The 12732-nt window shown below is 53.0% G+C and carries 13 protein-coding genes; 9 read left to right on the top strand and 4 right to left on the bottom strand.

The features are described from left to right. Positions 1–26: 26 nt before the first annotated feature. From H8K43_RS19085 to H8K43_RS06635, 3 genes are all read right to left on the bottom strand, one after another. Positions 27–158, bottom strand: a complete 132-nt coding sequence (locus tag H8K43_RS19085) for a hypothetical protein (protein ID WP_268970582.1) — start codon at positions 156–158, stop codon at positions 27–29. A gap of 92 nt (positions 159–250) precedes the next feature. Continuing rightward, positions 251–1225 carry a quinone oxidoreductase family protein gene (locus H8K43_RS06640; RefSeq protein WP_186903121.1) on the bottom strand — a complete coding sequence of 325 codons (975 nt, stop codon included), beginning with the start codon at positions 1223–1225 and terminating at the stop codon, positions 251–253. A gap of 11 nt (positions 1226–1236) precedes the next feature. Then, positions 1237–2154 (bottom strand): DMT family transporter, encoded by a 918-nt coding sequence (locus H8K43_RS06635; protein WP_408058496.1) that lies wholly within the window; start codon positions 2152–2154, stop codon positions 1237–1239. 458 nt (positions 2155–2612) lie between these two features. Between H8K43_RS06635 and H8K43_RS06630 the strand changes: the two genes are divergently transcribed. The 8 genes from H8K43_RS06630 to rng all read left to right on the top strand — a co-directional run bounded on the left by H8K43_RS06630 (position 2613) and on the right by rng (position 9695). Further along, positions 2613–3338, top strand: coding sequence for a YebC/PmpR family DNA-binding transcriptional regulator (locus H8K43_RS06630; protein ID WP_186903119.1), 726 nt, complete (start codon positions 2613–2615; stop codon positions 3336–3338). A 1-nt stretch (position 3339) separates the two neighbouring features. Further along, positions 3340–4614: a phosphoribosylamine--glycine ligase gene (gene purD, locus H8K43_RS06625; protein ID WP_186903118.1), complete on the top strand. Its 1275-nt coding sequence runs from the start codon at positions 3340–3342 to the stop codon at positions 4612–4614. Between the two features lie 109 nt (positions 4615–4723). After that, positions 4724–5635, top strand: a complete 912-nt coding sequence (gene hemF, locus H8K43_RS06620) for an oxygen-dependent coproporphyrinogen oxidase (RefSeq protein ID WP_186903117.1) — start codon at positions 4724–4726, stop codon at positions 5633–5635. Further along, a complete protein-coding gene (gene nadD / locus H8K43_RS06615) occupies positions 5626–6294 on the top strand; it encodes a nicotinate (nicotinamide) nucleotide adenylyltransferase (protein ID WP_186903116.1) in 669 nt (222 codons plus the stop codon). The genes hemF and nadD overlap by 10 nt, the downstream gene beginning before the upstream one ends. A gap of 4 nt (positions 6295–6298) precedes the next feature. Further along, complete coding sequence (rsfS, locus tag H8K43_RS06610; RefSeq protein ID WP_162020026.1) at positions 6299–6967, top strand: ribosome silencing factor; 669 nt, start codon at positions 6299–6301, stop codon at positions 6965–6967. 103 nt (positions 6968–7070) lie between these two features. Continuing rightward, the gene (rlmH, locus tag H8K43_RS06605) at positions 7071–7541 is read left to right on the top strand and encodes a 23S rRNA (pseudouridine(1915)-N(3))-methyltransferase RlmH (RefSeq protein ID WP_186903115.1); all 471 of its coding nucleotides are present in this window, start codon (positions 7071–7073) and stop codon (positions 7539–7541) included. A 61-nt stretch (positions 7542–7602) separates the two neighbouring features. Beyond that, on the top strand, positions 7603–8232 hold the full coding sequence (locus H8K43_RS06600; protein ID WP_186903114.1) for a Maf family protein: 630 nt from the start codon (positions 7603–7605) through the stop codon (positions 8230–8232). Then, positions 8229–9695, top strand: coding sequence for a ribonuclease G (gene rng, locus H8K43_RS06595; RefSeq protein WP_186903113.1), 1467 nt, complete (start codon positions 8229–8231; stop codon positions 9693–9695). Before H8K43_RS06600 ends, rng begins: the two co-directional genes overlap by 4 nt. A gap of 70 nt (positions 9696–9765) precedes the next feature. On the opposite strand, the gene bla is transcribed toward rng, so the two are convergent. Beyond that, a complete protein-coding gene (bla, locus tag H8K43_RS06590) occupies positions 9766–10665 on the bottom strand; it encodes a class A beta-lactamase (RefSeq protein WP_186903112.1) in 900 nt (299 codons plus the stop codon). Between the two features lie 205 nt (positions 10666–10870). On the opposite strand from bla, the gene H8K43_RS06585 reads away from it, so the two are divergent. Further along, positions 10871–12670 carry a CIA30 family protein gene (locus H8K43_RS06585; RefSeq protein WP_186903111.1) on the top strand — a complete coding sequence of 600 codons (1800 nt, stop codon included), beginning with the start codon at positions 10871–10873 and terminating at the stop codon, positions 12668–12670. Positions 12671–12732: the final 62 nt, after the last annotated feature.

Genomic DNA, 12732 nt, shown 5'->3' with positions numbered 1-12732 from the left:
GATGACCGGGACCAGACTGACTCCGGTCAGTGCGAATAAAATGCTTCGGATGCGACGGTAATTGCCACGACTGTCAATACAGCCAGGAACAAGACGATCAGCAAACGACCAAACTGGGGCTTCTCTTCCTCATCATCTTCGAAATGCGGCTCGGCCATCACAACTCCTCTCTGATTAAGCTGGATATTCCGGAAACCCGGAACAATGCGGGGCAACTCGGGGGATACGGGACGTACATATCCAGTTCCTGTCAGGGTATGATCAGGCTGGAGCCTGTGGTTTTCCTGGCTTCCAGATCGCGGTGCGCCTGCGCCACATCTGCCAGTGCATAGCGCTGCCGCACATCGACCTTAATTTTGCCGCCCTGAACCATAGAAAACAGCTGAGCCGCCATATGCTCAAGATCCGCACGCCGTGCGGTGTAGTGCAGCAGGCTGGGTCGGGTAATAAACAGGGAACCGCGTGATGCAAGCTCGGACAGAGAAAAATCCGGCACCGGTCCTGAAGCATTACCAAAGCTGACCATCATGCCCAACGGCGACAGACAATCCAGCGATCCTTTAAATGTCTGCTGTCCGATGGAATCATAAACAACGGGTACACCTTTGCCATCCGTTATTTCCCTGACTCTGTCCACAAAATTCTCTTTATTGTAATTAATCACATGGGTGCAACCATGGGCTTTGGCCAGTTCCGCTTTGTCATCGGAACCGACCGTCCCTATCATTTGCACACCAATCGCACGCGCCCACTGGCAGGCGATCAGACCTACGCCACCGGCGGCGGCATGGAACAGGATAGTTTCACCGCCTTGCAAATGGAAAGTACGGTGAAACAGATACTGTACGGTCAAGCCCTGCAACATCATGGCGGCCGCGGTCTCAAAACTGATTCCCTCTGGCAGCCTGACCACATGTGCAGCAGGCATCACACGCGCCTCGGCATAGGCACCATTCGGACGCGCAGCGTAAGCCACCCGGTCGCCGACCTGCAAACCATGCACATCCGGGCCTAACTGCTCAATCACACCGGCTGCTTCCATGCCTAATCCTGCCGGTAATTCCTGAGGATACAAGCCAGTGCGAAAATACACATCAATAAAATTTAAACCACAGGCGTGATGGCGCACCAAAATTTCTCCCGGTCCCGGCCTGCCCAGTTCCACGTCCTCGTACTCCATCACTTCCGGACCACCGGTACGGTACATACGGATTGCCTTCACCATCACGACCTCCCTTATTTTTTAGTCGATAACAAATACATTCCACTCAGTACCAACGCTGTTCCCAGCAATTGCCAGCCGGTGACCGGCTCGGACAACAACCATGCACCCAGAAACAAGGTCGATACCGGGCCTATCATGCCAGCCTGAGAAGCAGTTGCCGCACCGATACGCTTGATCGCCATCATCGTCAGGAATACCGGCAACACTGTGCAAAACAAAGCATTGAACAATGACAGATAAATCACGGCATCAGGTTGATTCCACACGGAAATTGGCCGGATCGCCAGACATTGTGTAATGCAAGCAACACTTGCGATACACATGGCATAGGACACCAGCCGCAAAGTACCGAGTCGCGCCAGCAATTGTCCCGACTGCATCAAATAGGCGGCATACGAAACTGCCGCACCCAGCACCAAGGCCGCGCCCAAAACCACATTGTCAGCACCCCAATGCAAATCATGTAAAAACACCAGCACAATGCCTGAATAACTGAGCAATAAGGCGCCCAGTTCCAGCCTCGTTACCTGACGCTGGTACAAAATCATTGAGAAAAACAGCACAAAGCTCGGCGTCAAAAACAAGATCAAACGTTCCAGCCCGGCGCTGATGTACTGCAAGCCCAGAAAATCCAGGAAGGAGGACAGGTAATAACCGGTCAGCCCCACCAGTAGCAAACGCCATTTTTCACCTGTACTGAGCCGCAAAGGCTGACGCATCTGCATCATCGCAATCACAGCAAATACCGGCAATGAAAATGCCATGCGGAAAGCGATTAAGGTAACAGCATCCAACTGGTAGCGGTACAAGAGTTTTGCAACAATTGCTTTCGCGGAAAACAGGACGGCGCCTGCTGTTGCCATCGCAAGACCAGACAAATAATTCCGTCTGGAAATAATGTGTAAGGGATTCGTGTTCATGCCAGTCATTGTAAGCGCTATCCACGCTGAGCTGAAAACAAGCTAATTAGCGCCAATCAACAAAGATGTGCAGATAAACTGCTGTCATCCGGGTGTTGCAGATGAAACTGTATGAGCAACACGCGTGCTTACATTTGTAAGAAAATTCACACCTTCAACTCTGCAACAGGCAGTTTGCGAGAGACGTACATTTACTTACAAATTCCACGCAATTTATTGCAACTTACAGGGAACTTTATGATGCCAGGCCACTGTGTACCTACAAGAGGCAGGAAACCAGACTGACTGCCCGGCCCGGAGTTCCACTATAGAACAACTTTGTATCTAATCAACATTTCATCTCTGAACACCGGATTTGGAAATGTTCTCTGAGGGCGATATGGTAGAATGCTGCCCTTCAATATCTAAAAAGCCAGGCAAATCAGCCACCTTTGCGTGTGCAAATGCCGATTCAGGAAAGAGCGATCATGGCAGGACATAGTAAATGGGCCAACATCAAGCATAAAAAAGCTGCGACCGATGCAAAACGCGGCAAAATCTGGACCCGTCTGATTAAAGAAATTACCGTAGCCGCCAGAATGGGCGGCGAGGATGTCAACTCTAACCCACGTCTGCGTCTCGCCGTTGAAAAAGCGGCCGATGCCAATATGCCGAAAGAAAATGTCTCGCGTGCAATTCAGCGCGGCGCTGGCACACTGGAAGGCGCTAATTACGAAGAAGTACGTTATGAGGGTTATGGCATAGGCGGCGCAGCGATCATCGTCGACTGTATGACAGACAACCGGGTACGTACCGTCGCAGAAGTACGCCATGCCTTCAATAAATTCGGTGGCAATATGGGTACTGAGGGTTCGGTCGCCTTTTTGTTTACGCATTGCGGACAAATGCTGTTTGCCCCTGGTACGAATGAAGATGCACTGATGGAAGCTGCACTGGAAGCCGGTGCCGATGATGTGATTACCGACGATGAAGGCGGCATCGAAGTCATTTGCGCCCCATTCAGCCTGTCTGACATCCGCTCGGCACTGGAAGCGGCCGGTTTTAAGCCGGAAGTAGCCGAAGTCACCATGAAACCGGGCACAGAAACTGCATTCAGCGGCGACGATGCGATCAAAATGCAAAAACTGATCGACGCGCTGGAAAATCTGGACGACGTACAGGAAGTTTATACCAACGCCATCATTGAAGATTAATATGAAAATTCTGGTTGTCGGCTCAGGGGGCCGCGAACACGCTCTTGCCTGGAAACTTGCTCAGTCTGAGCGGGTACAAACTATTTTTGTGGCGCCGGGCAATGGCGGCACAGCGACTGATGCGCGTCTGAAAAACATCGCCATCAGCGATCCGGCGGCACTGGCAGATTTCGCTGAACAGGAACACATCGCACTGACCGTAGTTGGCCCGGAAGTGCCGCTGGCAGCAGGTATCGTGAATATTTTCCGTGCCCGTGGCCTGAAGATTTTTGGCCCGAGCAAAGAAGCCGCACAACTGGAAAGCTCTAAGGATTTCGCTAAATCCTTTATGCAGCGCCACCATATCCCAACCGCTGAATATCAGACCTTTGCTGACTTGCAGGCAGCCCATGCCTACATCGACGCCAAAGGTGCGCCGATTGTGATTAAGGCCGATGGTCTGGCCGCCGGCAAAGGCGTGGTGGTTGCGATGGATTTGAATGAAGCACATGCCGCGGTCGACATGATGCTGTCCGATAATAAGCTCGGCGATGCCGGTGCACGCGTCGTGATCGAGGAATTCCTGGCAGGCGAAGAAGCCAGCTTTATCGTGATGGTAGATGGCAAAAACATCTTGCCACTGGCCACCAGCCAGGATCATAAGCGCTTGCTGGATCAGGATGCAGGTCCGAATACCGGTGGTATGGGTGCCTACTCCCCGGCACCTATCGTGACACCGCAATTGCATGCACGCGTGATGCGCGAAATCATCGTACCGACAGTACAAGGTATGGCCAAAGATGGCATCGTATTCACCGGCTTTCTGTATGCTGGCCTGATGATCGATGATCAGGGTAATCCTAAGACACTGGAATTCAATTGCCGCATGGGCGATCCTGAAACCCAGCCTATCATGGCGCGCCTGAAAACCGATCTGGTACAAGTGATGGAACATGCAGTCAATGGCACACTGGACAGCGTGGAACTGGAATGGGATCGCCGCACTGCGATGGGTGTGGTGATGGCAGCAGCGGGCTACCCGGATACGCCACGTAAAGGCGATGTGATCAGCGGTATTCCTCCGGAAACCGCGGATAGCGTGACCTTCCATGCCGGTACCAGCCTGAACGACAAAACCCTGCACACCAGCGGTGGTCGCGTATTATGCGTGGTGGGCCTGGGCGATACCGTCAAACTGGCACAGAAACATGCTTACGACGTGGTGGAAAAAATTCATTTTGATGGCGCACAATACCGCCGCGATATAGGCTGGCGCGCACTGAACCGCAAACACTGATAGATGACGGAGTGTGTACTCCGTGACTCACCTGGATGGGTTGGACGCAGTCCAGCCCGTCTTGCTTTCTAACCCAGGCATTATCAAGGCACAATCAAGGCATATTCTGATGAAGGATACGATGACAGATACGCAGGCAGTCAAGTCTTACTTCTTGTCCTTACAGGCGAACATCGTACAGGCGCTGGAAGCCGTCGATGGCAAGGCTTTTCTCACCGATAGCTGGGAGCGGCCGGAAGGCGGCGGCGGTATTTCGCGCGTGATCGAAGAAGGTCAGGTATTTGAGCGTGGCGGCGTTAATTTTTCCCATGTGATGGGTAATAACCTGCCACCATCCGCTGCGGCCAGCCGTCCGGAGCTGGCAGGCCGCAAATGGGAAGCGATGGGCGTTTCACTGGTGCTGCATCCGCGCAATCCGTATGCGCCGACGGTACATATGAATGTGCGCTTTTTCACCACTCATGCAGAAGGCAAGGAAGCGGTCTGGTGGTTCGGTGGCGGTATGGATCTGACGCCGTATTACGGTTTTGAAGAGGATGCGCGTCATTTTCACCAGACCTGCAAAACTTCACTGACACCGTTTGGTGATGAATTGCATGCACGCTTCAAAAAATGGTGTGATGAGTATTTTTATCTGAAACACCGTAAAGAAGCACGTGGCGTCGGCGGTATCTTTTTTGACGATTTTAACCAGCTCGATTTTGAACAAAGCTTTGCAATGACACGCAGTGTCGGTGATGCTTTCATCCCCGCCTATCGCCCTATACTTGAAAAGCGCTGCGGACTCGCCTATGGTGAACGGGAGCGTGACTTCCAGACTTATCGCCGTGGCCGTTATGTGGAGTTCAATCTGGTGTTTGACCGTGGTACCCATTTTGGTCTGCAATCGGGCGGACGCACAGAATCGATACTGATGTCGATGCCGCCTATCGTTAAGTGGCGCTACAACTGGACGCCGGAAGCCGGTAGTCCGGAAGAACAACTGAGCACGCATTTTCTGGCGCACAGGGAATGGGTATAAATCAAAGCGGACCGCGTCTGCTGGTGTTCGGCGGCAGTTTTGATCCGGTGCATGCCGGTCATCTGGCGCTAGCACACAGTCTTTGTCTGCAGCTCAGACCAGAACAGTTAAGAATTATCCCGGCAGGACAGCCGTGGCAAAAAAACGCTCTGACGGCTACATCAGAGCAAAGAGTCAGTATGCTGAAACTGGCTTTTGAAACATGGACACTCTGTCCGGTCATCATCGACGAACAGGAAATCCAGAGAGCAAAGCAGCAGCAGGTCAATTACACCATAGACACGCTGCGCGCTTTGCGACAGGAATCAGGCAGCCGGGCATCCATCAGCTTTGCGATGGGTGCAGATCAGCTGCAGAACTTACATACCTGGCGGCAGTGGCGCGAACTGTTTGACCTGGCCCATCTGTGTGCGGCAGCCCGCCCCGGATTCAGCCTGGAGGTAGCCGCACCGGAAGTAGCACAGGAATGGAGACGCAGGGCGAGCAGTGCACTCACCATACAGAACACCCCGTGTGGCGGGAGTTTTCTGGAGCCGGAACTGGCGGTGGATGTGTCAGCGACCCAACTGCGCGCAGGATTACATCAGCATAACCCGACAATGAGATCACTAGTTCCTCACAAGGTGCTAGACTACATACAACAACATTCAATTTACTGAAAAAATGGATATTAAAAAATTACAAGCCCTCGCCGTTGATGCCCTCGAAGATGTTAAAGCGCAGGACATACAACTGTTCGACACCGTACACCTGACCAGCCTGTTTGACCGCGTGCTGATCGCTTCCGGTACCTCTAACCGCCAGACTAAGGCGTTGGCAGCGTCGGTACGCGATAAAGTCAAAGAAGCCGGCGGCGAAATCGTCAGCGTAGAAGGCGAAGCCACCGGTGAATGGGTACTGGTTGATCTGGGCGACATGGTCGTGCACATCATGCAGCCAGCGATCCGCGCCTACTACCGTCTGGAAGAAATCTGGGGCGACAAGCCAGTCAAACTTGGCGCTGCTAAACGCACTACCAAGAAAGTCAGCGAAGATGCTGAAGACAAGCCTAAGCGCGCACCGCGTAAAACTGCTGCTAAAGCGGCTCCGGTAGAAGTCACACATGACATGATGGCGATCCAGACTACGCTGGATGACGAACCGAAAAAGACGCGCAAGCCACGTACCGTCAAAGCGGCTGATGCAGAAGCTAAGCCAGCACGTAAAACTGCTGCACCTAAGGCAGCTAAAGTACCGACCGGTGCACGCGTCAAAGTAGCAGCGACGAAGACGGCAACCGCTTCTGCCAAAGAAGCAGCAGCCAAGCGTCCACGTAAAAAAGCGGCTGAATAAGCTGCGCGAATGTGAGGCGGCACATGCCTGCCTCGCAAACCCTGATAATGGCTGCCCTGGGCAGCCATTTGTTTGTCAGTGATCTCTCTCACGCAAAACAGCTATGCAATTGATAATCGCGGCCGTAGGCCACAAAATGCCGGACTGGATAGAAACCGGTTTTCAGGAATATGCCAAGCGCATGCCTCCGGAATGCCGTATCCATCTGAAAGAAATCAAACCGGTGGAACGCTCGGGCAGCAAAACGGCAGAAACCGTGATGGCTCTGGAAAAAGCCAAGATAGAAGCCGTCATCCCCAAAAATGCACGCGTGATTGCGCTGGATGAGCGCGGTAAAGACTGGACCAGTGTCGCACTGTCGCAGCAACTGACAAACTGGCAGCAGGACGGGCGCGATGTGGTGTTCGTGATCGGTGGTGCCGATGGTCTCGATGCCGAATTTAAAGCCAAAGCCGATACCCTGGTACGCATTTCCAGCCTGACCCTGCCGCATGGCATGGTACGTGTTTTGCTGGCAGAACAGTTATACCGCGCCTGGTCTATCACGCAAAATCATCCCTATCACCGGGTTTGAGTATCAACGCTGTTACCGCGCCGTCCAGTCCCGAATTTTCTGATTCATGAAAGCTTAACGTATGTCCGAAAACCGCATTTATCTCGCATCCAAAAGCCCGCGCCGCAAAGAATTACTGCAGCAAGTCGGCATCGCCTATGAAGTGCTGCTGCTGCGTGATGCACCGCCGCGTGGCCCGGATGTGACTGAAATCGTTTTACCCGGCGAAAAGCCACAAGCCTATGTCGCGCGTGTGACGCAGGAAAAAGCGGAAATGGCGTGGAAAGTCATACAGTTGCGCGGCCTGCCGCAACGTCCGGTGCTGGCAGCGGATACCACGGTGGTGCTGGGCGAGCAAATCCTGGGCAAGCCAGCTAATCGTGATGCAGCGATTGCCATGCTGAGCCAGTTAGCCGGACAAACCCATCAGGTCTTGACCAGTATCGCAGTACGTTCAGAACAGGGTCTGCACACCGTCACGCAATGTTCGGAAGTCAGCTTTGCAGCCATGAGTCAGGCTGAGATCGCAGCCTATTGCGACACCAGCGAACCCTATGACAAAGCCGGTGGCTATGGCATACAAGGCGCAGCGGCACGCTATATAGCAAACATACGCGGCAGTTATTCTGGCATTATGGGCTTACCCATTTTCGAAACCTGTCAGTTGCTAGAAGCAGCTGGCGTTCGCAACACCACAGACAGGCCATTATGAGCGAAAACCTCCTCATCAACATCACCCCGCAGGAAACCCGGGTCGCCTTGATTTTTCAAGGCGCAGTCCAGGAATTGCATATAGAACGTACCTTGTCGCGCGGTCTGGTCGGCAATGTGTATCTGGGCAAAGTCGTGCGCGTACTGCCTGGTATGCAATCGGCATTTATCGATATCGGCCTGGAACGCGCTGCGTTTCTGCATGTGGCCGATATCTGGGATGCCAGAGCGCCGGAAGGCAGTAATACGCAGGGACCGACGCCGATAGAAAAGCTGTTGTACGATGGTCAGGCCATCACTGTGCAAGTCATCAAAGACCCTATCGGTACCAAGGGAGCACGCCTGTCGACCCAGATTTCTATCGCAGGCCGTATGCTGGTGTTTTTACCGCAAGATACCCACATCGGCATTTCTCAAAAAATTGAAAATGAGGCGGAGCGCGAAGCCCTGCGCAGCAAAGTGCAGAGCCTGCAGCAAGCCGATGAAAAAGGTGGCTTCATCGTGCGCACCATGGCGGAAGATGCGTCGGATGAAGATCTGAAGGCCGACGTCGATTACCTGCGCCGCACCTGGTCTACCATCACCCAGCTGGCCAAGACCCAGCCACCGACTACCCTGCTGTATCAGGATCTGAATCTGGCACAGCGCGTGTTACGCGACTTCGTGAATGAAGAAACCAGCAATATCCAGGTTGATTCACGCGAAAATTATCAAATGCTGCTGGAATTTGCCCAGCACTACATGCCCTCAGTACTGCCAAAATTACAGCACTACACCGGTGAACGTCCGCTATTTGATCTGTATGGTGTGGAAGAGGAAATTGAACGCGCGCTGGGTCGCCGCGTCGATCTGAAATCGGGTGGCTATCTGATCGTCGATCAGACCGAAGCAATGACCACCATAGACGTGAATACCGGCAGCTTCGTCGCAGGCCGCAATTTCGATGACACCATCTTCAAAACCAATCTGGAAGCGGCGCATGCGATTGCACGCCAGCTCAGACTGCGTAATCTGGGCGGTATCATCATTCTCGATCTGATCGATATGGAAAATGAGGAGCACCGCAGTGCCGTGCTGGCAGAGCTGAATAAGGCCTTGTCACGTGACCGCACCAAACTGTCGGTATCCGGGTTTTCTGCATTGGGTCTGGTCGAGGTCACACGTAAGCGCACCCGCGAATCGCTGGCCCATGTGCTATGCGAAACCTGTCCGGCCTGTACCGGTAAGGGTCAGGTCAAAACTGCGCGCACCATCTGCTATGAAATCCTGCGTGAACTGCTGCGTGAAGCCAAACAATTCAATCCCAAGGAATTCCGTATCATGGCCTCGCAAGTGGTGGTCGATATGTTCCTGGAAGAAGAATCGCAACACCTCGCCATGCTGGGTGACTTCATCGGTAAGCCGATTTCTCTGCAAGTCGAAACCATGTTCCATCAGGAGCAGTACGACATCATCTTGATGTAAGCGACAGCAAGCCGAACTACGCCGGGGCAGCGCTATGCGCTGTCCCTTAGCGAGCTTAACTGCCTGGCACTCAGCCCTGCTTCAGCAGCCATTGCTGCACTACTACCCGTGTCACTTCGGCGATGATATCGCTGCTCGCTTCACTGTCTTTTTTCTTACGGCTGGTGTAAATCGCAAGTACAAACGGTGCGCGTGATGGCGGCCAGACCACCGCGATATCGTGCGCGTTTCCATAGTCACCGGTACCGGTCTTATCACCAACGATCCAGCCCTGCGGCAACCCCGCGCGGATACGGGTATTGCCGGTGGTATTCCCTATCAGCCAATCCTTGAGTAGTTGTTTTTGCGGCTCGGCCAGCGCATTGCCGAGCACCAGTTTATGCAGGCTGTTGGCCATCGCAGACGGGGTTGAAGTATCGCGTAAATCGCCAGGCAGCGCGCTGTTGAGTTCGGTTTCCCAGCGATCCAGCCGGAACGCGTTATCTCCGATGCTGCGCATGTAAGCGGTGAGTTCCGCCGGGCCGCCCAGCTCGCGCAGCAAGGCATTGGCCGCTGTGTTATCGCTGGTTTGTATGGTCGCCGCACATAAATCAGCGATGCGCATGCTGGCGTCTTTATGCTTTTCTGTGACGGGTGAATACGTGACGAAGTCGCTGCTGTTAAGCGTCATTTCACGCTCCAGCAAATCCGCCTCCTGACTGCTTTTATGCAGAATCGCGGCACCCAGCAAGGCTTTAAACGTACTGCAAAATGCATAGCGCTTTTCGCCTTGATAACTGAAGTGACGCCGCGTTTGCGTATCGAGCAAATACACGCCTACCGATCCGGAAAAACTCTTTTCCAGTCTGGCTAATTCCTGACGACTAGCCATCAGCGGAGAATCATTCAGCGCCCAGGCTGGCGAGGCCAGTCCCAGCGGCGTAGCTGCCAGCCAGCCCAACAGCTGGCGACGTTGTTCATTCAATTTCATACTTAGCTACCACAATTTTATTTGAAACTGCAGTTTGGAGTCGCAGCGCACGTTTTGGTTCCCTGACCGGAAACCGGCCTGTACCAGGTATTCCACATGTCAGCACCGACATGACAAATGTCATAGCAAAGTCGTGGCAAGCTGTACTACATGAAAGCTGTTTTCAGCTGCATCATGCAGACTCTTACTCACCTCAGGACTAGTCATGAAAACTGCATCTGCTTTATTGTTCGCCCTGCTCCTTAGTGCCCAGGCACATGCCGCCAGTACATTAATTGAAAACGTCAGGGTCTTTGACGGGGAAAAATATCTGGGTCAAAGAAATGTACTGATCTCCGGTAAAAAAATCAAAGATATCAATTTTCACGGAAAAGCCGACCGTGATACACAAGTGATTGATGGTCGTGGGCGTACTTTATTGCCAGGCTTAATCGATGCACACGTGCATGCCTTCAAAGATTTTGAATTAGCCACGCTGTATGGGGTGACTACCGAAATAGATATGTTCGCCGCGCAGCCGGGTTTACGGGAATTCAACCGCAATTTACAAGCGCAGGATGTACCACGCGAAGCGGATATTTATTCTTCAGGGATGCTGGCAACTGCGCCAAATGGTCATGGCACCGAATACGGCATCGCGGTGGAAACCCTGACCCAGGCAAGTCAGGCACAGGCATGGGTCGATGCACGCATTAAAGAAGGCTCACATTTCATCAAAATAGTGATGGAACCCGGCAGTCCGCAACATGCTGTAAGCAGTCTGGATACGGAGACCGTTAAAGCACTGATACAAGCTGCACATCGTCGCCAAAAACTGGCGGTGGTGCACATCAGTAATGTGCAGGATGCGATCACCGCACTGGATGCCGGTGCCGACGGTTTAGCGCATCTGTTTGTAGGTAAGGGCATCAGTGCGCGTGAGCTGCAACGCTTAACGGACAGTGCGAAACGCCATCATGCATTTGTGATTCCCACCTTTACCGTACTGGAAAGCATTGCTGGCATACAGTCTAAGGAGTTACTGGAAGACGCACAACTGAGTGCTTTACTGAGCAAGGCGCAGTTACCTGCACTGAAGACTGTGTATGGCAAAAGTCCGGATCCTGACTTGCTGATCGCCCCTAAACAAGTCACCGCAGCGCTCGCAGCAGCCGGCGTCAGCATACTTGCAGGTACCGATGCCGGTAACAGTGGCACACAATATGGCATCAGCATCCACCGTGAATTGAGCGCACTGGTAGAGGCTGGATTGACACCTGCTGCCGCATTAACTGCAGCTACGTCTGCACCTGCAAAGCGCTTTCACTTAGCCGAACGCGGACGCATAGCCAATGGCTACCTGGCTGATCTGCTGCTGGTTGAGGGCAGCCCTGATCAGCATATTCGGGATACTAAGCGCATCGTTGAGGTTTGGAAGCATGGATTCGCGCTCAATGAACTGCGTAGTCAAAAAGCCGACATCGTTCTAAAAGAAAAACAAGAAACCGGTAATCGTCCACGCCTGCCCGCAAATGGCCGCATCGCCACGTTCAGCGAGCAAAAAATCAGCAGTCCTTTTGGCATGGGCTGGCATACCAGCTCAGACGCGATGCTGGGTGGAAAATCGCAGATTCAATATCAGGTCATGGATGCTCAATCCGATGGCGATGCAGTGTTACGTATGTCAGCGAAGGTCAATCCCGGCTTTGCTTTTCCCTGGGCTGGACTGAGTTTCTTTCCCGGCCAGGATCAGACCCAGGCCGTGGATCTGAGTCAGGTCAATGTGCTGAGACTGAAAATACGCGGCGACGGCAAAATGTATAGCATCGCCTTTTCTATCCGGGGCAGTTTTATTCCACTGAGTTATCGCATCAAGTCAACTCAGGACTGGCAGGAAGTGAGTGTCCCGTTTAATCAGGTAGCCGGTTTAGATCCGACAATCATCACTGCCATCGCGATCAATGCGGGGCCAGAAACCGGTGAATATCAACTGGACATTGCTGATATCAGATTGCTCAGGGAGTGAGCATTCGCGTAAGATCGCTAATTTGGGAACGATACGTGGGTAGCGGTTCCGGTTTGAACGGA

The organism is Cognatundibacterium curvum (genome assembly GCF_014284235.1).
Taxonomy (GTDB): domain Bacteria; phylum Pseudomonadota; class Gammaproteobacteria; order Burkholderiales; family Burkholderiaceae_D; genus Undibacterium; species Undibacterium curvum.
Note: the sequence above shows the minus strand (reverse complement) of the source record. Positions and strands in the feature narration are given on the sequence as shown.

What these genes read in the sequence shown, in the direction of transcription:
- hemF (WP_186903117.1), top strand. Translation starts at nt 4,724, where the DNA reads ATGAAGGATACGATGACAGATACGCAGGCAGTCAAGTCTTACTTCTTG.
- H8K43_RS19085 (WP_268970582.1), bottom strand. Translation starts at nt 158, where the DNA reads ATGGCCGAGCCGCATTTCGAAGATGATGAGGAAGAGAAGCCCCAGTTT.
- H8K43_RS06635 (WP_408058496.1), bottom strand. Translation starts at nt 2,154, where the DNA reads ATGACTGGCATGAACACGAATCCCTTACACATTATTTCCAGACGGAAT.
- H8K43_RS06585 (WP_186903111.1), top strand. Translation starts at nt 10,871, where the DNA reads ATGAAAACTGCATCTGCTTTATTGTTCGCCCTGCTCCTTAGTGCCCAG.
- H8K43_RS06600 (WP_186903114.1), top strand. Translation starts at nt 7,603, where the DNA reads ATGTCCGAAAACCGCATTTATCTCGCATCCAAAAGCCCGCGCCGCAAA.
- rlmH (WP_186903115.1), top strand. Translation starts at nt 7,071, where the DNA reads ATGCAATTGATAATCGCGGCCGTAGGCCACAAAATGCCGGACTGGATA.
- nadD (WP_186903116.1), top strand. Translation starts at nt 5,626, where the DNA reads ATGGGTATAAATCAAAGCGGACCGCGTCTGCTGGTGTTCGGCGGCAGT.
- H8K43_RS06640 (WP_186903121.1), bottom strand. Translation starts at nt 1,225, where the DNA reads ATGGTGAAGGCAATCCGTATGTACCGTACCGGTGGTCCGGAAGTGATG.
- rng (WP_186903113.1), top strand. Translation starts at nt 8,229, where the DNA reads ATGAGCGAAAACCTCCTCATCAACATCACCCCGCAGGAAACCCGGGTC.
- rsfS (WP_162020026.1), top strand. Translation starts at nt 6,299, where the DNA reads ATGGATATTAAAAAATTACAAGCCCTCGCCGTTGATGCCCTCGAAGAT.
- bla (WP_186903112.1), bottom strand. Translation starts at nt 10,665, where the DNA reads ATGAAATTGAATGAACAACGTCGCCAGCTGTTGGGCTGGCTGGCAGCT.
- purD (WP_186903118.1), top strand. Translation starts at nt 3,340, where the DNA reads ATGAAAATTCTGGTTGTCGGCTCAGGGGGCCGCGAACACGCTCTTGCC.
- H8K43_RS06630 (WP_186903119.1), top strand. Translation starts at nt 2,613, where the DNA reads ATGGCAGGACATAGTAAATGGGCCAACATCAAGCATAAAAAAGCTGCG.